An 18892-nucleotide genomic window follows, 5' to 3' on the forward strand; every position below is an offset into this window, starting at 1 on the left:
TTCCATAATTAAATCCCATAAGGAAACTAATGCAAATGCTAGAGCTACAATACAGCAAAGAAGGAAAGATATATAGCCCACTAGGCAAAAAATACAAAGTCGCTACACCAGAAGAGATTATAAGACAGAAATTTGTCTGCACGCTTGTTAATAGCTATGGCTACACCCTAGAGCAAATGGAAGAAGAGAAAAGAACGCAAAGTGGTAAAAACGCCGTAAGGGCTGATATCGTAATATGGAAAAGCCCCAAAGATAAGCAGGATAAAAACCCACCCTTAATCATCGTAGAGTGCAAGGCAGATACCATTCGCATAAGCGAGGGAGATTATGCACAAGGGGAGAGCTATGCGAGACTCACTAACGCCCCATTTTTTGTAACGCATAATAGCTATGAGACAAGATTCTGGCGTGTGATAAAGGATAAAATGCCCGGCTTCACCCAAGAGATAGCCAATATCCCAGAAAATAACGCAAGTGATAAAGAGATAGATAAACTACTCAAAGATTTAGTTGTTTTTAAAGAAGATGAGTTTGCTAAAATCTTATGGGAGTGCCACTGCCACATACGCGATAATGATAAGTTTGACCCCACAAAAGCCTTTGATGAAATCGCAAAAATTTTGTTTATGAAAGTGTATGTAGAGAGAAAGCTCATAAAGGGCGAGGCGGATAATAAATTTACAATAGAATATGTAAAAGAGGCAGAAAAATATAATCCAAACTACCTAGAATGGCTCTTTAATGAAACGAAAAAAGAATTTGCAAAAGACCAAATTTTCATAGATAACGAAAAAATTGAGCTAAAAAACGCCACTATTTATAAAATCATAGAAAAACTTCAAATTTACAATCTGTCCAACACTTCAAGCGATATTAAAGGCGTGGCATTTGAGAAGTTTTTAGGGCAGACTTTTAGGGGAGAGTTAGGGCAGTTTTTCACCCCGCGACCCATTGTAGAATTTATGATAGAGATGATAAACCCACAAGAAAATGAAGTCTCCTGCGATCCTGCAAGCGGAAGTGGGGGCTTTTTGATTAGAATCTTTAGCAAAGTGCGTGAGCTTATCCAGCAAGATATTATTAAAGAATATGAAGCCTATAAACAATCCATAGTTAAAGATATAAACAACATCACCGACACAGAAGCAAAAAAGCTAACTAGTAAAAAGAATGAGCTAGAAAAACAGCTAGAGACCGACACGCAAGGCACAAGACTTTTCAAGCTTTCAAACCACTGCATTTATGGCACAGATGCAAATGATAGAATGGCAAGAACTTCTAAGATGAATATGATAATGCACGGCGATGGACACGGCGGGATCCACCACCACGATGGGCTACTAAATATCAATGGAATCTTTGAAAACCGCTTTGATATAATCCTAACCAACCCTCCCTTTGGCTCAAATGTAAGGAAAGAAAACACCATACGAGCCGAAGATGCCCAAACCTACCTAAACAACAATGGCGAAGTTTCTTACATAGAAGAGAAAAAAGAGCAGATAGAAAACTACTATAAAACCTATGGCAAAGAGACCTACCAAAACGCCCAACGCAAAATCCTAGACAACATTGGTAAGCCCATCGCCTCACTCTTTGCCCTAAAGCCCAATTTAGAATCCGATAAAACCGAGCATTTATTTATAAACCGCTGCCTAGATTTGCTAAAGCCCGGTGGTAGAATGGGAATCGTTTTGCCAGAGGGTGTGTTTAATACGCCAAATGCGGAATATGTGCGAGAGTTTGTAGAAGGCAGGGCATTTTTACGCGCTGTGATTTCACTACCACAAGAGACTTTCACAAGCAGTAAGGCGAGTGTGAAAAGCTCTATTTTATTCCTACAAAAATTTAGCCAAAATGAGCAAAATGAGTTTAACTCTATCGTAGAAAAACACACAAAAGAGCTAAAGCAAAAGCACAAAGAGACGCTAGACAAACTAGAATCCATTATCAACTATCGCAAAGCAAAAGGCGAAAAGATAGCCAAATACACCGCCAAAGATAAAGCTAGAGCCAAAAAAGAGCTAAAAGAGCTAGAATCTAGTATTAAAAAGCAAGCATTCAAACACACCAAAATAGACTTTGACTACCCCATATTTATGGCAGAGCCGGAGTTTGTGGGTATCACTAGCACGGGCGAAATGGGCGAAAATGTCAAAAATGAGCTACTAGATAGCTATGAAGTGCATAAAGATGAGAATGGCAAAGTGCTTGAAAAGTCCTTAAAGCAAAAGGGGATTTTAAGCCATTTTAGAGAGTTTTTACAAGAATACAACATACAATGGAATCAATAATGCAAGAATTTATCCCACAAGAATTACCAGTTAGTTTAAATCTAACACCTAAAATCTATAAGCTACTAACTACTGCTTCAAGAAAATTAGCCGAGCTTAATGGATTTGCAAAAATTATCCCAAATCAAGATATTTTAATCAACTCCCTTGTTTTACAAGAAGCAAAGGATTCCAACGCTATTGAAAACATAATCACAACGCACGATGAGCTTTTTTTAGCCCAAATTGATGAAACTAAAATCACCAAAAACGCAAAAGAAGTGCAAAATTACGAATTAGCCCTTAAAACAGGTTTTAAGCTCTTGCAAAAAGATAACCTACTGCTTAATAAACATATTTTAGAAATCCAAAGATACCTAGAGAGAAACAATGCGGGTTTTAGAACCCAAAGTGGCACAACACTAACCAACCCACTAACAGGGGAGATAAAACATATCCCGCCTCAAAATGCAGATGATATTAAAAGACTTATGAGCAATTTAGAAAAATACATCAATGATGATACCGATGAGCTAGACCCACTCATAAAACTTGCTATCATTCACTATCAATTTGAGACAATCCACCCTTTTTATGATGGTAATGGCAGAACAGGCAGAATCCTAAATATCCTCTATCTTGTTTATCATAAGCTTTTAGACTTGCCTATTTTGTATTTGAGTGCCTATATCATTGCGACAAAAGATAAGTATTACAAACTTTTAGAAGAAGTCAGTAAAACAGCAAGCTTTAACGATTGGATAGAGTATGTGTTGATTGGTGTTGAGAAAACTTCATATGCGACAATATCTAGGATAAAGGCTATTGATTTAGCGATGCAAGAGATAAGCCAGACACTCCAAAAGCAAAAGGATACCATTTATAGCAAAGACTTTGTAGAACTGCTCTTTTCACATCCTTATACAAAAATACAATCCATAGAAAAAGGCTTAAAAGTTCATCGGCACACAGCCTCTGTTTATTTGAAAATCTGTCAAGAATTAGGAATCTTAGATTGCATAAAAATAGGCAGAAACAAATATTTTATCAACATTAAGCTTTTTGAGATTCTAAGTCAGGAGCTGATATGTTAAAAATTTTGCATTTTTTCGACACATCACGGCGATATGTCGAATTTTTCAATTTTTTTCTACATATCTCATAAAAGGGAGCAAAATGAGCAAAGTGCAAATTGTATGGTTTAGGGATTTGAAGTTATGGGATTTAAAAAGCAATCTTTTTGATAAGGAAATGTTTGCAAACTCAAAGTTTCCGCTAGTGCAAATTTCAACTTTTCTGCACAGAAACAAAACGCAAATAAAAATCCAAAATAACGAAACTTACAAAAGAGTAACGATTAAGACAAAAGGGCAAGGTTGCCATTTGCGAGACACTTTAAAAGGTTCTCTAATCGGCACAAAAAATCAATTTTTAATCAAAGAAGGACAATTTCTAATCTCAAAAATTGATGCTAGAAATGGTGCATTTGGAGTTGTAAGTCAAGATATTCATAACGCCATAATCACAGGGAATTTTTGGACTTATGATATTGACACAAGCAAGGTAAATGCGTATTTTCTAGCATTATTTACATCAACCAAATATTTTATTGATTTTTGCAAGGCGTGTAGCGGTGGCACAACAGGACGACACTACTTAGATGAAAATAAATTTCTCAACGCCAAAATCCCCCTGCCGCCCCTTAAGATTCAAAAACAAATAGTCGCCAAGATAGAATCTATAAAAGCACAAATCAAAGCCTTACAAGTTGAAGAAAAACGCCTAAAAGATGAGATAGAGGCATATATATATATAGCACTTGGACTGGAAAAAAAGCAAGAGGCACAAAGGCAAAAGGTCTTCATCGTCCGCTTTAAAGATTTAGACCGCTGGAACACAAGGCATAATCAAAGCATTGCTATAAACCTTTGCCACACTGATTCTACCCCTTGTCATACTGATACCACTTCCACTTGTCATACCAACTCCCCTACTCATCATTCTAACCCTCTCTCTTGTCATACTGAGGCGATAGCCGAAGTATCTACAAACATAGAATCTAAATTTGTCATTATGAGCGAAGCGAATAATCTAAAGACAATAAAATCTAAAAGAGATTTTGATACATTGTCATTGCGAGGCGAAGCCAAAGCTTTCCATAATCCACAAAACAACATAAAAGCGGATTTTACAGAATCTATGGATTGCCACGATTTTGCTACGCAAAATCTCGCAATGACGGGACTAGACTTAAAAGCCCTGCTAGATTCTATCCCTACCCCACCAAAAGAGGGCTGGGAAGTCAAAACACTCGGCGAGATTTGTGAGAAAATAACTGATGGGACTCATAAAACCCCAAAATATGAATTGAGTGGGATTCCATTTTTGTCAATACAAAATATTTCTAAAGGCTACTTTGACTTGTCAAATGTAAAATACATATCACAAGATGAACACAATAATCTTTCAAAAAGATGTAACCCAAAATTAAATGATATATTATTTTGTAGAATAGGAACTTTAGGCAAAGCCATTAAAAATACATTAAATTTTGATTTTAGTATTTTTGTGAGCCTTGCATTAATTAGGCTAAAAGATGAAAGTATGGTTGATTATGTTGTTAATGTTTTGAATTGTGGATACATTGCTGATTGGATTAACGAAAACAAGGTTAATGGTGTGCATACTTCAAAAATAAATTTAAATACCCTGCACACTCTACCTATCCCCATACCACCTTTATCCGTGCAAGAAAAAATAGTAACTCATATACAAAAGATAGAATCTAGCATTGCCGCTACACAAGAGAAAATAAAAGCCCTAGAGCTAGAACTTGAACGCTATATAGAATCCACTTTATAGAATCTAGCAGATATTTCGCTTAAAGCCTTGAAGCGACAAAGCCACTTCCCCTTGTCATACTGAGCGTGAGCTAGTATCTAACAATACAGAATCCAAAAGAGATATTTCAGGGCTAAAGCCCTTCAATATGACAAACACAACAGATTTTCGCTACCACTCAAAATGACAATCTTCTAGATTCTAAGAATCTTAAAGTATAATTATTTACTACAAAATACTAAGGAGATTCTATGCGAAGTGATATTGTGAAAAAAGGACATCAAAGAGCCCCACACAGAAGTTTGCTAAGAGCCACAGGGCTAAAAGATGAGGATTTCAACAAACCCTTCATCGGCGTAGCAAATAGCTATATTGACATTATTCCGGGGCATTTTTTCTTAAACAAATATGCTGAGATTGTCAAAGATGAAATCCGCAAGGCTGGGGGTGTGCCTTTTGAGTTTAACACCATTGGCGTAGATGATGGTATCGCAATGGGGCATAGCGGTATGCTCTACTCTCTGCCAAGTCGCGAACTCATTGCTGATTGTATAGAATCTGTGATGAACGCCCACGCGTTAGATGCGATGATTTGCCTACCAAACTGCGATAAGATTGTGCCCGGAATGCTTATGGGGGCGTTGCGTGTGAATGTGCCTACAATCTTTGTAAGCGGCGGTCCTATGAAAGCAGGGCGTTTGAGTGATGGCACAATTTTGGATCTAAACTCCGCATTTGAAGCAGTAGGGGCGTATGAAAGTGGCAAGATTAGTGAAAAAAGATTGCACGAGATAGAGTGCCAAGCCTGTCCTAGTGGGGGGAGTTGTAGCGGAATGTTTACCGCAAACTCTATGAATACGCTGTGTGAAGCTATGGGCGTAGCATTACCGGGTAATGGCACGATTCCGGCTTTAACGCCAGAGCGAGAAGAGTTGCTAAGGCAGGGGGCTAGACGCATTGTGGAGATTGCCCTAGATTCTAGCTTAAGTGAAAAGTTTAGATTCCGCAATATTTTGAGTGCAAAAGCCGTGCATAACGCCTTTGTCGTGGATATGGCAATGGGGGGCAGCACAAATACGATTTTGCATATGTTAGCCATTGCCAAAGAAGCGGAAGTGGATTTTAACCTAGAATCTATTAATAACATCGCTGCAAATGTCGCACATATTGCTAAAATCGCCCCGGCATTAAGTAGCGTGCATATGGAGGATATAAATCGTGCGGGGGGAGTTTCAGCAGTGATGAATGAAGTGTCTAAAAGAGAAAAATCTATTTTGCACCTAGACGCTCTCACAATCACCGGCGAGACTTTGGGGCAGAGAATAGCAAACGCAAACATCACAGATTCTAGCATTATCCGCCATAATGACAACGCCTACTCGCAAGTGGGCGGATTAAAAATCCTTTTTGGCAATCTCTGCGAGCAAGGGGCGGTGCTAAAAGTCGCTGCCGTGGCAGAATCTATGAAAGAATTTAGCGGCAAGGCGATTTGCTTTAACTCCCAAGATGAAGCGATTAAGGGCATTGCAGGAGGCAAAGTAAAGGCGGGGAGCGTGGTGGTTATCCGCTATGAAGGACCAAAGGGGGGACCGGGAATGCAAGAGATGCTAAGCCCTACAAGTCTTATTATGGGAATGGGCTTGGGTGAGAGCGTAGCACTCATCACTGATGGACGATTTAGCGGGGCGACAAGGGGGGCTTGTATCGGGCATATAAGCCCAGAGGCTGCTGAAGGGGGGCTTATCGCACTCATTGAAGATGGTGATACAATAGAGATTTCTGTCTCGCGTGGGAGCTTGGAGCTAAAAGTGGATTCTAAGACTTTAGAAGCACGCAAAGCTAAATGGAAGCCAATACAAAAAGAGATAACAAGCAAATGGCTCAAACGCTACGCCCTGCTTGTAAGCAACGCCGCAAATGGCGCGGTGCTAAAAACGGAGCTGTAAGGGTAGATAGCAATAGTATGAAAGTGTGTGATATTTTGTGGTATTTCACTTATATTTTCACATCGCAAGAGCGGAGTTTGATATATCTCTAAAAAGGCGATGAGATGAAAAGTCTAAAGATTATCAAGGCTATGCTATTTGGAGGTGTTGAGCCAAAGAGTGAGACCTCTTAGAGCAAAGACTAGCGTTTTTCATAGGGCTTGTGCTTTATCATTACCAGCTTAATAAAACGATCAAAAATCTTGCTGGGTGGAATCTAAGCGATAGTTTATAACTATGGAGTGTGCAACTAATCTTGGATGTTTTTAAGGAATCTTAAGCATTTAGCGGTATTCATTTTCAAGGCAAATGCCCATTTTACGCGCAATGTTTAGTGGCGAGATAGATTCCCACTATATTGTAGAGCGACATAGTCTTGTGGTAAGATGGGATAAAATGATAGGGAGCGTTGAAATAGCAAAAGGGATTAAAGGTGCTAAAATGAGCGATATAAAATCCACGCAAAATAAGGACCAAGCTATGCGAAATGTCAATACAGAATCAAGCCTAGATTCCACAAGCCAAACACAAATCCCAGCAGAATCTAAACTTGCAAATCTACCTATCGCATTATTTGCTTCAGTTATGGGGATAGGTGGCTTAAGCCTTGTATTGAAAAAAGCAAGTGTAGCTTTTGGGAGCGCGGCACTTGCAAATGCGTCCTTTAATAGCACAGCACTTCATAGCGGAGCAAACGCACTAGAATCCAGCCTAGATTCTAGCCCATCGTGGCAAGGGGTAATCGCACCATTTTTATGGTGGGGAGCATGTAGCTTTGCTGTGTTGGCGGTAGTTGTCTTTGCCCTTTTGCTTGTGTGCTACTCTGCAAAAATGCTTTATCACTCTAATGCGTTTAAAGCGGATTTAAAACATCAAGTCAAAATTAACTTCCTATCAAGTATCCCCATTAGTATGCTTATCATCGTGGCGTTTTGGAGTGATTTGAGTAGCGGGGTAGATTTGCTATGGCAAGGGATTTTAGGGCTTTTTTATGTGGCAAGTGCTTTGCAACTTGTGCTAAGTCTTTATGTGATGAGCTTTTGGTTTAAAGAGAGTATGAAGAGTGCTTTGCTATCCCCTGCGTGGTTTATACCTATTGTAGGCAATTTAATCGTTCCTTTAAGTGGTGGCTTAATAATAGCACCAAAGGAATTATTGCTCTTTTTCTTTTCTATCGGCTGCTTTTTTTGGATTCTCTTAAGTGCGATGATTATGCAGCGGTTAATCTTTGAGCAGAGTTTAGAATCTAAGTTTATCCCCACACTTTTTATTTTTATCGCTCCACCTAGCATTTTTGTCGTGGATTTTCATAGCCTTTTTGGCGTGCATAATGCTTTAAGCCTTATAGGCTTTAATGTCGCACTCTTTTTCGTGCTATTGCTTTTAAGTCTGGGCAATATCTTTACTAAGCTAAACTTCGCGCCATCGTGGTGGGCTTTTACCTTTCCGCTGTGTGCCTTTGGGATAGCGAGCTTTGATTTATATATGATTGAATTTAAATGCTTTTATGGACTTTTAGGGATTTTGGGGCTTGTGATGGCATTTTTTGCGGTGGTGTTTATCTCATATAAGACTTTAAGGGCTGTGGTGAGCGGAGCAATTTTTAAAGATCCTTAAATTTCCCTTAGGCATTGCTCAAGCAAGGCTGCGGTAGCTTGGATAATTTTTTGGCATTGGGCGTGTGTGAGCTGATCTCTTGGGGATTCTAGGGTGATATAGCGCAGATCTTTATGCCCCCAGCGCGGCTTGTCATACTGGGCATAAAGCCCTATGCTTGGCACTCCTAGATTTAGGGCTAGGTGCGTTGTGCCTGTGCTTGGGCTGATACACACACTTGCGCGAGTGATTAGCGCGATAAGGTGGGGGAGTTTGTTGTTGGCAAAGATTATAAGATTGCGCGAGTTAAAATTGCGCTGCTGCTTGTAGCTTCTCAAAGCTTGCATAAACTCCCTATGCACAGCAGGATAAGTGATCACTAGCACCTGGTGGGTTTTGCACACTTGCGCTATAAGCTCTAGCCACGCGTGCTGCGGGAGCGAGTAGGCATTATTGACATTAAAGGGATTGATCACAATTAGCCTAGACTTATACCCCCCCCCAAACACGATTTGGCAAAACGCTTTTGATAGATATAGCGCAGGATTGTATCAACTTGGGCTTGGATAGACTCTGGCGCACAAAGCCTAGCAGGAGAAAAATCAAGGCGTGTAATAGCGGTGTCAAAGGCTTTGGGATTGATGAGCCGCACTAAGTGTAGCAGGATATTTTCAAAGCTCATTTGCTTGTATGTGCGGCTAGCATAAATAGGCAGAGTCCTAGCACGCCACGCAAAAAGGCTCACAAACTTCCTAGCACATAGCACGCGCTTGGCATTGGTAGCAAGCCCAAAGCGCAGAAATGAGCTTTTGCTATCACTTAGGATAAGATAATCACACGCAAAGCTATTGATTATAGCGATTTGCTTACTAACATTCTCTTTGAAGCTAGGATCCCACACATCAGCCCCAATATCTAGCAACAAATCAATATGGCTTGCTTGTGAGTAGAGCGCAGTAGTCGTGGCATTGCCAAAGACTATGAGCCTGCAAGCAAACAACGCCTTAATCGCGTATAATGCTTTGGCATACACGATATTTGAGCCAAGCTCCCTTGAAGCACATACAAATCCCACAACCACGCCAGCGACCCCTATGCTTTGAAAAATAAAAATTCCTGTGCTTTTTGCTTGTCAAGCGGCTCTACTTCTAGGATAGATTCTCCCACCTGCACGCGCTCCTTTGCCCCGCTGTGTTTGGCATAGGCAAGCGTTAAACGCGCTGCTAGGATTCTATCTCCATCACTCGCGCTAGATTCTACAAGCCCAAGCGGTCCTTTAGAATCTAGCAGAGTGATATGCGACATTTTTGGGTTGGGGGCGGAGAGCTTTTTGTTTTCCTCATCATTGCGAGCAATCACACAGCGCGCGCCATCTGGCAGCACCATATATCGCCCTACTTTTACCAATGCCACATCTTCTAGCACCATTGTCCTATGCGCGCTTAGATCTTTGATTTTATTTGCCACGCTTAAATCTGTAAGCAAGCAGCCTCCGCCGGGGTTTTCATAATATTGAAAGCCCCATTTTTTCACCATCTCAAGCTGTCTCGTGCGCCCTCTGCCGCTTATATCAAGCAGCTTCTCTCGATCTACCCAGCCCATTTTCTCCGGGAAGCTTGGCTCTAGGAGCTTGGCACACATCGGTCGCAGCAGCAGCTCATCTAAATACTGCGGCTTGCTAGAATCCACTTTATCTTGTGCTAGCAAATGCGCAAACCTCTCATCACTCCCAAAGCCACGCACAAGCTTTCTTACTTGATCTAGGGCTTCTTTGCGCTGGGATTTGGGACGCTGCCCTAGCACCTCTCCGCTTATCACAAAGCTAGCCCCTAGCTCATCAAGCCGCAAAAACGCTTGGGCAAACATATTAGCGTGGCAGTCGATACACGGATTAAAATACTTGCCATAGCCGTATTTGGGCGTGAAAAGCACATTGTCAAAAAACTGCTTTCTAATATCAATCAAAACAAGCCCTGCGCCCACTTGCTCTGCGGCATTGCGCAGATACTCGCTTTTGTCCTTATTGCCCCCAAAGCCTATGTTAAAATGCACGGCTTTGACCTTGATCCCTTGGAGTGTGAGAAGCTTCATCGCAATGAGGCTATCACACCCACCGCTAAAAAGTGCTAATGCTGTCATATTGGTTGTAGTTTCCTTTCTGTGGATTTGGTAGTTTTAAGAGATAGAATCTTAGCGCGAAGTTGGGAAATTTGCGCGAGATCTTTTGTCTGCTTGAGTTTGGATTCTAAAAAGCGCAGGATAAATATGCGCAGCTCCGCTTCAAATCCCCCCTCACACAAAGGCAGCGGATCTAGGGCTATGCCCAAAAGCTGTGGGTGGCTAGGGTCATTGGCACACAGGGCATCAAAGGCTGCTTGATACTCGGTAAAAATACTTCTATCAATATAGAGCAAGGCTTGATTAAGCAGGGCTTCATCTTCAAGCATATAGCGCAAGATGAGCCGCTCTAATTTATCGCCGCTAGATTCTGGGGCTTGGATGGGCTTTGGCTTTGGGGCTTTGGCTTTGGGGTGCAAAAATTGCAATGGCACTTGGAGAAGATCTGCGCTAAATTGCGCGTATTCTTCTTGCATAAGGGGGCTAAGGGTGTGTAAAAAGGCTTTGATTTCTTTAAGCGCGTCTTCTTTGCTAAGGGGGTTGGCGAGATTATGCTTGCTTGCAATCATTGTAAGACCAAATTCGATAAATGGCGTGGGACTTGCAAAAAGCTTTTCCACTTCTTGCTCCCTGCCTGCTAGGATCATATCTGCTGGGTCTGCGCCATCGGGGAAGATCACCACGCCGCCCTTTTTGCTTAAAGGTGCTAGCATACTGCTTGCGCGAAAGGCTGCGTTAATGCCAGCCTTATCGCCATCATAGCTTAGGATAATCTCTGGCTCGCCTTTATTCAGCAAGGGGATATGTTCTTTGGTAAGAGCTGTGCCAAGTGTGGCGACAGCGTTGTTTATGCCAGCTTTGTGGAGCATTATGGTATCGATATAGCCTTCTGTGATGATGATTTGCCTGCTAGCAAAAATCGCTTGCTTGGCTAGGTGGTAGCCATAAAGCAAGCGCGATTTGTTAAAAAGTGGATTCTGGGGGGAGTTTAGGTATTTTGCCATTGCGCCTTCTTTGATACTGCGCCCACCAAAGCCCACGACCTTGCCATTTGCCGAGTAGATAGGAAACATAATGCGCTCACCAAAACGCGGATAAAAGGGCTGATTATACTGCTCATTTTTGCCGATGATGCCGTTTTTTAGCAGCTCATCTGTGGGGAGATTTTGGGCGTTGATAAAGGCTTGGTGTCTAGCGTGGCTTGGGCAAAATCCTAGATTCCACTGGGCGATCAATCTATCATCAATACCACGCTTGTGGAGATAGGCAAGCATAGGCGCGGAGTCTAGCAAGCTAGTGTGGTAGAAAGCGGCGATTTTCTCTAGGGTGTCGGTGCGCTCCACGCGCTCTTTGCTGTCGTATTCTAGGCGGAAGTCAAGCATATCAGCGATTTTCTCAATGGCTTCGACAAAGCCTAGCTTCTCATACTCCATTACAAATTTTATGCTATCGCCCCCTATGCCGCAGCCATAGCAGTGGAAGATCCCCTTGCTCGGTGAGATCATAAAGCTTGGGGACTTTTCATTATGAAAGGGGCAGGTCGTAGCATAATTGCTCCCCACGCGCTTTAGCTCAAGATAGTGGCTTATGATTTCAAGAATATCAATGCGGTTTTTGAGATTTTCAATCGATGCGCTTGTGATCATTATATGCCTTTGGTGGGCTTAGTAAGCCTAGAATCTACGATAGCTAGATTGGTGGTTAGTGTCGCGATTGTAGCGCGGATTTTATTAGAAGCGTATAAAGTGGCAAAGTGGATTCTAGGGGCTTGGGCGTTGTGCATATAGACTACTAAAGAAACTGCGCTTTGCTTGTTTTCACACCTTGCGGCACAAGGCTCGTAATGACAAAGCAAGGAGCGGTGTCGCTAGAATCCACTTTTCCCTAGAATCCACTTTTTGTAATTCTGCGGTTTTTTCAAAAGTGGATTCTAGGGGTTGAGCTTGTTTTGTAAAACCGGATTCTAGGAGTTGCGGTGGGGCTGTGGTAGCTTTGGCGTTTTTGGGGAAGGTTAGCGAACTTGGCGTTCGTGCCTTCCGCAAAAACGCCAACACTGCCGCATCGCCTACCCAAGACCGAATCCCTTGCTAGAATCCACTTTTTGTAGCAATAAGCTCTAGTGCCAAATTCGCCTGATGTGCCGCACAGATAGTAACCCTTGGAGCCATTAGCCCCTGTCCCACTTGCGCCGCACTGACTTGATCACCACAGATGTAGAGATAGGGCGCAAACTGCTTGGTTTGGATCGCATTGCTTTTACCATAGCCTGCTAGCCCAGAAGCGCAGATGAGAAAGGTGCGCGGGTAATGCTTGTGGAAGTTTTGGGCTAGCATTGCTTTAGCTAGGGCGTTGTCAAAGGCTTCGCACACAATATCTACGCCGTCAAAAAGCGTGGGGAGATTATCTTCATCAATCTTTAGCGTGTGGATATGCGTGGTGGTGTAGGGATTGATTTGGCGGATATGTTCTTGCAAGGCGTTAGTTTTATACTTGCCTAGATCGCTTATCTCATAGGCTTGGCGGTTGAGATTACTAGGCTCTATCACATCAAAATCTATAAGCACAAGCTCGCCTACTCCGCTTCTAGCAAGCATTATAGCAATATGAGAGCCTAGCCCCCCAAGCCCACAGATAGCGACTTTTGCCTGCTTTAGCTTCTCGTGTAGCTTTGGCGTGTGGCGTGCTCTCATCATAGAATCTAGCGCGTCTTTTGGCGGTAGCACGCCCTTTTGTATGCAAAATAGCTCATCGCCATTTTGCAGGGCTATAGGCTCTTTGGTGGCAAAGCCATTAACAATCCACACATCACTCTCCTTGCCCCCAAGACTTTGGAAAAGCTCTAGGCTTGTGCGTGCGTGCGTGGCTAGGGGTGCGCCATTTAGCGTGATATGCAAAAGCGGGGCTGGATCTTTGGGGCTTGGCATCACCCCCCTCCTACAAAGCTTACGATTTCTACCACATCACCTTGTTTAAACACAAGCGTAGCAAGCTCATCTTTAGGCACGATTTTGCCATTTAGCTCTATGGCTATGGTCTCTATGGCAAGCTTATGCTCTGTGAGATAGCTCTGCAAGGGGAGAGAGTCTAGGGTAAATATCTGTCCGTTGATTGTCATACTAAGCCTTTGTGCGTGGTTTGCTAGCCTTGGCGGATTTGCTAGATTTAGGGTGTTTGGGTGTTGAAGGCGCAAGTATTTTTGGCGTTAGCGTGAAAGCCCCATTGCTATAATCAATCCACACAAGCCCCCCAGAATCTAGCCTACCATCGATGATAAGCTCGCTTAAAGCGACTTTGATATGCGTGTCTATAAGCTTTTTGATCTCCCTTGCCCCAAGCGCGCTCTCAAAACTTTGATTAGTGATAGCATTTAGCGCACTAGAATCCAGCTTTAGCACGATATGGCGCGTAGCAAGGGTGGCATTTAGATCACTAAGCACCTTTTGGGCGATTTTTTATATGTGGCTTTGGTGAGTGGGCTAAAGTGGATAATGCCATCAAGTCTGCCGCGGAACTCTGGGCTAAATGTATCCTTTAGCGCGGCGTTTTGGCGCAGGGAGCTATCTTTGGTAAATCCTATGGCATTGCCATCTTTGCTGCCGACATTAGAAGTAAGGATAAGAATAGTATTTTCAAAATGCGCGACATTGCCCATATTATCAGTAAGCGTGGCATTATCCATAACTTGCAAGAGAATATTATAAATATCGCTATGGGCTTTTTCTATCTCATCTAGCACTAGCACGCAGTGGGGATTTTTACGCACTTTATCTACGAGAATCCCGCCATTTTCATAGCCCACATAGCCAGCAGGTGCGCCAATAAGCGTGGCGACACTATGGGCTTGGGAGTATTCACTCATATCAAATCGCTCAAAGTGCATTCCCAAGTGCTTGGCAAGCTCTTTTGCTAGCTCTGTTTTGCCCACACCGCTAGGTCCGCTAAAAAGAAAGCTCCCAATGGGGCGATTAGGCTCTGTGAGATTTGCCTTAGCGATTTTGATCGCGCGCGCGAGCTTTTCTATGGCTTGCTCTTGGGCGAAAATGCGTCTTTTGAGCTTGGATTCTAGGGATTTGACTTGTGATCGCTCGCTGGCATTTATCTGGGATTTGGGGATATGGTAGGTTTTGGCTATGGTGTGTTCGACATCTTTTTGCGTGATTACGCGCTTTAATGGGGCATTAAGCGTGAGACTCGCTCCCACTTCATCAAGTAGGTCGATCGCCTTATCCGGGAGAAATTTGTCATTGATATAGCGGTGGGATAGATCTAGGCAGGCTTGCAGCGCGCTCTCATCATAGCTGATATTATGATAGCTCTCATACAATGGCTTAAGCGCGTGCAAAATCTCTAAGCAGGATTCTAGGCTTGGCTCTTTTATATCTATCGTGCAAAAGCGGCGCGAAAGGGCTTTGTCCTTGCCAAAGGTGCTTTTATACTCGCTAAAGGTGCTAGCCCCAATGCACTTAAATGTCCCATTTGCTAGTGCGGGTTTTAGCAAATTTGCCGCATCCATTGTGCCGCCCATAGTCCCCCCAGCCCCTACAAGCGTGTGGATCTCATCGATAAAGACAATGACATTATCTAGCTCTTCTATCTCTGCTAGCACACTTTTTAGCCGCTTTTCAAAATCTCCTCTATACTTACTCCCAGCCACCATAGCCCCCAAATCAAGCGCATAGACTTGCGCGTTTTCTAGCTTTTTGGGCACGCGATTTTGTGTGATAGCAAGGGCTAGCCCCTCTACTATGGCAGTTTTGCCCACTCCCGGCTCGCCTAGCAAAATGGGGTTGTTTTTCTTCCTGCGGCAGAGGATTTCACACATTCTTTGTAGCTCATCATCGCGCCCGATGAGAGGGTCGATTTTCCCTGCACTAGCTAGGGTGTTTAGATTTTTGGCAAATAGCTCTAGGGCTTTTTGCCGCCTTGTGCCAAAGCTCCTAGAGGTAGAAAAATCCTTGCTAGATTCTTGGCTAGAATCCTGACTAGAATCTGGGGCTGGAATATTTTGCAAAATATCTAAGCGCGTGATATTAGCGGCTTTAAGGAGCTTGGCGCAGTAGCTGTCTTTTTCCTCAATGGCAAATGCCAAGAAGTCCCATAGCTCTATATGCTCATCGCCAGAAGATCGCGCGTGGTTTAGCATCGCTTCAAACACGCGGTGCAAGGCTAGAGTTTCCTTAGGTAGAGAAATATTAGCATTTGTAGGGATATGGTGGGTGAGATAAGCACGCAGGGGCTTTGTCAGCTCGCTTGTGCTGATCTCACAAAATGGCTGCAAAAACTCCCTGCCACTTGGGTGCTCTAAAAGGCTTAAAAATATATGCTCGATTGTCAAATACTCGTGCTGGGATTCTCTAGCGATTTTTACAGCGCGGTTAATGATGTCTTTAAAAACGGGGCTTGTCATTATGCTAGATGGATTCTGTGAAGATTTTGAGCGGGTAGGAGGCTTTTTTGGCAGCTTGGATTGTCTCTTGGGTCTTTGTCTCGCCGATGTCATAGGGATAGATCCCACACACACCCTTGCCGTGATTATGCACTTCAAGCATAATTTGCTGGGCTTCTATCAAGCTTTTGTGAAAAATACTTTGCAAAATCTCTACGACAAATTCTTGGGTGGTGTAGTTGTCATTTAGTAGCACGACACGCACCATTTTTGGCATCTCTAGCTCAATTAGGGCAGAAGTATTGCAGGCTTGCTGCGCACTAGATTCTGGCATTGGGCGATCCTTTTGTGATTTTGGGGATAATTGTAGCTAAAAAGTAGCATAAACTATGCTTAATCACCTAGAATCCACTTGCGTGGATTTGTGGATTGCCACGCCTTGCTGTCGCAAGGCTCGCAATAACAGAATGTGGGCATTTTTATCACAAATCCTAGAATCTACTTTTGCATAAGCGCGGTTAGGGCATTTCGCAAATAAGCGCGGTCTCTACGGATATGGTGTCATCAAGTGGCTTGTATAGGCGAAATGTATAGCCTAGATTCCACGACTCTATCAAGGGCTTAATGCCAAAAAAATCACTTGCTTGATGATAGATACTTAGTAGCATTGTGGGCTTTTGCGTGCAGATGGTGTGCTTGGCACCTTGTAGAAACTCCATTTCAAAGCCCTCTATATCGACTTTGATAAAGCCCACTTGGATATTGTGCTTTTGCACATACGAATCTAGCGTGATAACTTCTGTCATTTCGCTGTTTAAGTCATTTTGCTCTTTGATTAAATGCGCCCCAAGACCTCCGCCGCTAATGGCTAGCTTCTCTTCTCTTGCTCCTAGGGCGTTATTGATAGGGATAATGCGTGTGGTGTTGTTTAGGCGTAGGGTTGTAAGTAGCTTTTCATAGGTGCTTTTGCTCGCCTCAAAGCAGTGGATAGATTTTTGCGTATAGTCTTGAAAGATCAATGCGCTATCGCCGATATAGCCGCCTACATCGATGATGTCCTTAGTCTTTAAGCGATCAAGGTGGCGCAGGGTATCAAGCCCGTGTTTGTAGAAAAACACAGAGCATTCAAGATTGTCTTCTGGGAGAAAGTAGCCATTGTAGTAGCATAGATTTGGTGCTAAGGGCAGAATCTTGGCATAAAACTCGTGGGCAAGTGTGTGTAGGGCGTCAAGCTCTTGCTGTGTGAGCGTGTAGCAAAGCCTAGTGCGGCTTGATATTGGGCTTGTTTGTATTTCTCGTGTGATGATTGTATAGGCTAGATTTACGCTTTCTTGTGGCATACCTGCTGTGAGTTTGGCAAGCTTTGGAAGTATATCTGGGTCATTAGTAAGCGTGGGCTGAAGTAGTCCATTTGGCTTTAAAGCTGTGAGATGCACAAGCTTGCGATAATTTCTTGTAGCATAGCACAAAATCCCACAGAATCTAAAAGCATAATCAGTGATATGGATATGATTATTAAACGCAAGCATACGCTTACTTAGGAGTTCCCCCCCCCCCCCGTTTGCTACGAGACTTGTATATCTCTTCCTTTGTATGAGTGGGAGTCCAAAGACAAGTAGGCTTAGGACATTATGGCTTTTTACAAGTGGGAGCCCTAGGATCTTGCGCTTTAGGCTAGCACCCCTATACTCCCAGAATCCAAACAATGATCGCAGTTTCATAATCGCTCCTTAAATGGTAGTGTAATAGTATGCAATTATAGCCTAGATCTCGCACATAATGCGATCATAGAGCTTCTCACTAGATTCTACTTGCGCGCTTGGGAATTTGGCGCGGATATAGGTGGCTTGGCGTTTGGCAAGCTGGCGCGTGTGGGTGGCGATAAGCGGCTCTAGCTCGCTAGATTCTAGCTCTCCGTCAAAATAATCAAGGCACTCTTTTAGCCCTATGGCTTTAAAGGGCTGGATAGATCGCCCATAGTTTTCTAGCAAAAACCGCGCTTCATCAAGCAGCCCAGAATCTAGCATAGCCTTGGTGCGCGCCTCTATGCGTGCGTGAAGCTCTGGCTTTGGCGTGTGTATGGTGTAGATTGGTGGCTTTGGGATTAGGGGGGATCTAGTGTGCGTGGCGAAATACACACTTGGGGCGAGCTGTGTAGCAAAGTAAATACTTAAGAGCTTTTGCACTCTATAAGTATCACTTGGGGCTATGCTCTGCGCACTTTGTGGGTCAATATCGGCTAAAAAGGCATAAGGGCTAGCTAGATTGCGTATGCGCTCTTCTATACCTGCTTGCTCTTCTTGGCTTAATCTAGGCATAGCTGATAGCCCTTCATACAGGCAGCTTAGGTAGAATCCACTTCCGCCTACGATGAGCAAAAACTCTTTTTGACACGCTTGCAGAGCTTGGGCAAAAAGCGTGCAAAAGACTTCCGCGCTGCAATGCTCGCTTGGCTCAAGCATATTTATGGCGTGGTGGGGGATCTGGGATAGGGCTTTTTGGCTGGGCTTGGCAGAGGCGATATTGATATGCTTATAAATGCTTAGAGAATCTATGGAGAAAATCTCTGCATCTAAAGCAGTGGCTAGCTCTATGGCAAGCTCTGTCTTACCGCTTGCGGTGGGGGCAACTAGGGCTAGGATCGTGGGGGTGTGGGGGGCAAAAGTGGATTCTAGGGGCTTGCTTTGAGACAT

The 18892-nt window shown here is 43.3% G+C and carries 19 protein-coding genes; 6 read left to right on the plus strand and 13 right to left on the minus strand.

Annotated features, from left to right (window positions below; all coding sequences use genetic code 11):
- Nucleotides 1-29: 29 nt before the first annotated feature.
- The 5 genes from DX060_RS08915 to DX060_RS08940 all read left to right on the plus strand — a co-directional run bounded on the left by DX060_RS08915 (nt 30) and on the right by DX060_RS08940 (nt 8716).
- Nucleotides 30-2294: a type I restriction-modification system subunit M gene (locus tag DX060_RS08915; protein WP_115012117.1), complete on the plus strand. Its 2265-nt coding sequence runs from the start codon at nt 30-32 to the stop codon at nt 2292-2294.
- Nucleotides 2294-3367, plus strand: coding sequence for a Fic family protein (locus DX060_RS08920; RefSeq protein WP_115012118.1), 1074 nt, complete (start codon nt 2294-2296; stop codon nt 3365-3367). The genes DX060_RS08915 and DX060_RS08920 overlap by 1 nt, the downstream gene beginning before the upstream one ends.
- A 157-nt stretch (nt 3368-3524) precedes the next feature.
- A complete protein-coding gene (locus DX060_RS08925) occupies nt 3525-5135 on the plus strand; it encodes a restriction endonuclease subunit S (protein ID WP_258552329.1) in 1611 nt (536 codons plus the stop codon).
- A gap of 230 nt (nt 5136-5365) precedes the next feature.
- On the plus strand, nt 5366-7060 hold the full coding sequence (gene ilvD / locus DX060_RS08930) for a dihydroxy-acid dehydratase (protein WP_115012120.1): 1695 nt from the start codon (nt 5366-5368) through the stop codon (nt 7058-7060).
- 480 nt (nt 7061-7540) lie between these two features.
- Nucleotides 7541-8716: an SLAC1 anion channel family protein gene (locus tag DX060_RS08940; RefSeq protein WP_258552273.1), complete on the plus strand. Its 1176-nt coding sequence runs from the start codon at nt 7541-7543 to the stop codon at nt 8714-8716.
- On the opposite strand, the gene DX060_RS08945 is transcribed toward DX060_RS08940, so the two are convergent.
- The 11 genes from DX060_RS08945 to DX060_RS08980 are packed head-to-tail and all read right to left on the minus strand — an operon-like array spanning nt 8713 to nt 16533.
- Nucleotides 8713-9171, minus strand: coding sequence for a glycosyltransferase family 9 protein (locus DX060_RS08945; protein WP_181814264.1), 459 nt, complete (start codon nt 9169-9171; stop codon nt 8713-8715). The two genes, DX060_RS08940 and DX060_RS08945, sit on opposite strands and share 4 nt — an antisense overlap.
- 2 nt (nt 9172-9173) lie before the next feature.
- Nucleotides 9174-9770, minus strand: coding sequence for a hypothetical protein (locus DX060_RS08950; protein WP_147278825.1), 597 nt, complete (start codon nt 9768-9770; stop codon nt 9174-9176).
- Nucleotides 9771-9787: 17 nt separating this feature from the next.
- Complete coding sequence (locus DX060_RS08955; protein WP_115012123.1) at nt 9788-10834, minus strand: 7-cyano-7-deazaguanine synthase; 1047 nt, start codon at nt 10832-10834, stop codon at nt 9788-9790.
- The gene (gene dnaG, locus DX060_RS08960; RefSeq protein WP_115012124.1) at nt 10831-12459 is read right to left on the minus strand and encodes a DNA primase; all 1629 of its coding nucleotides are present in this window, start codon (nt 12457-12459) and stop codon (nt 10831-10833) included. Before dnaG ends, DX060_RS08955 begins: the two co-directional genes overlap by 4 nt.
- Complete coding sequence (locus tag DX060_RS11500; RefSeq protein WP_181814265.1) at nt 12459-12596, minus strand: hypothetical protein; 138 nt, start codon at nt 12594-12596, stop codon at nt 12459-12461. The genes dnaG and DX060_RS11500 overlap by 1 nt, the downstream gene beginning before the upstream one ends.
- A gap of 34 nt (nt 12597-12630) precedes the next feature.
- The gene (locus DX060_RS10920) at nt 12631-12864 is read right to left on the minus strand and encodes a hypothetical protein (RefSeq protein ID WP_147278826.1); all 234 of its coding nucleotides are present in this window, start codon (nt 12862-12864) and stop codon (nt 12631-12633) included.
- Nucleotides 12865-12900: 36 nt separating this feature from the next.
- On the minus strand, nt 12901-13707 hold the full coding sequence (gene thiF, locus DX060_RS08965; RefSeq protein WP_408938847.1) for a thiamine biosynthesis protein ThiF: 807 nt from the start codon (nt 13705-13707) through the stop codon (nt 12901-12903).
- Between the two features lie 29 nt (nt 13708-13736).
- On the minus strand, nt 13737-13928 hold the full coding sequence (thiS, locus tag DX060_RS08970) for a sulfur carrier protein ThiS (RefSeq protein WP_115012126.1): 192 nt from the start codon (nt 13926-13928) through the stop codon (nt 13737-13739).
- 1 nt (nt 13929) lies between these two features.
- A complete protein-coding gene (locus DX060_RS12165) occupies nt 13930-14250 on the minus strand; it encodes a hypothetical protein (RefSeq protein WP_258552274.1) in 321 nt (106 codons plus the stop codon).
- Nucleotides 14235-16220 (minus strand): AAA family ATPase, encoded by a 1986-nt coding sequence (locus DX060_RS08975; protein WP_258552275.1) that lies wholly within the window; start codon nt 16218-16220, stop codon nt 14235-14237. The genes DX060_RS12165 and DX060_RS08975 overlap by 16 nt, the downstream gene beginning before the upstream one ends.
- A gap of 4 nt (nt 16221-16224) precedes the next feature.
- On the minus strand, nt 16225-16533 hold the full coding sequence (locus DX060_RS08980) for an ATP-dependent Clp protease adaptor ClpS (protein WP_115012127.1): 309 nt from the start codon (nt 16531-16533) through the stop codon (nt 16225-16227).
- Between the two features lie 55 nt (nt 16534-16588).
- Here DX060_RS08980 and DX060_RS12170 point away from each other — a divergent pair, with 55 nt between their 5' ends.
- Nucleotides 16589-16711: a hypothetical protein gene (locus DX060_RS12170; protein WP_258552276.1), complete on the plus strand. Its 123-nt coding sequence runs from the start codon at nt 16589-16591 to the stop codon at nt 16709-16711.
- A 6-nt stretch (nt 16712-16717) separates the two neighbouring features.
- Here the strand turns inward: DX060_RS12170 and DX060_RS08985 are convergent, their stop codons facing one another.
- On the minus strand, nt 16718-17920 hold the full coding sequence (locus DX060_RS08985) for an FkbM family methyltransferase (RefSeq protein WP_258552277.1): 1203 nt from the start codon (nt 17918-17920) through the stop codon (nt 16718-16720).
- A 42-nt stretch (nt 17921-17962) separates the two neighbouring features.
- Nucleotides 17963-18892, minus strand: coding sequence for a tRNA (adenosine(37)-N6)-dimethylallyltransferase MiaA (miaA, locus tag DX060_RS08990; protein ID WP_115012128.1), 930 nt, complete (start codon nt 18890-18892; stop codon nt 17963-17965).

The sequence above is a fragment of the Helicobacter canis genome, from assembly GCF_900451095.1.
In the GTDB taxonomy this organism is placed as follows: Bacteria; Campylobacterota; Campylobacteria; order Campylobacterales; family Helicobacteraceae; genus Helicobacter_B; species Helicobacter_B zhangjianzhongii.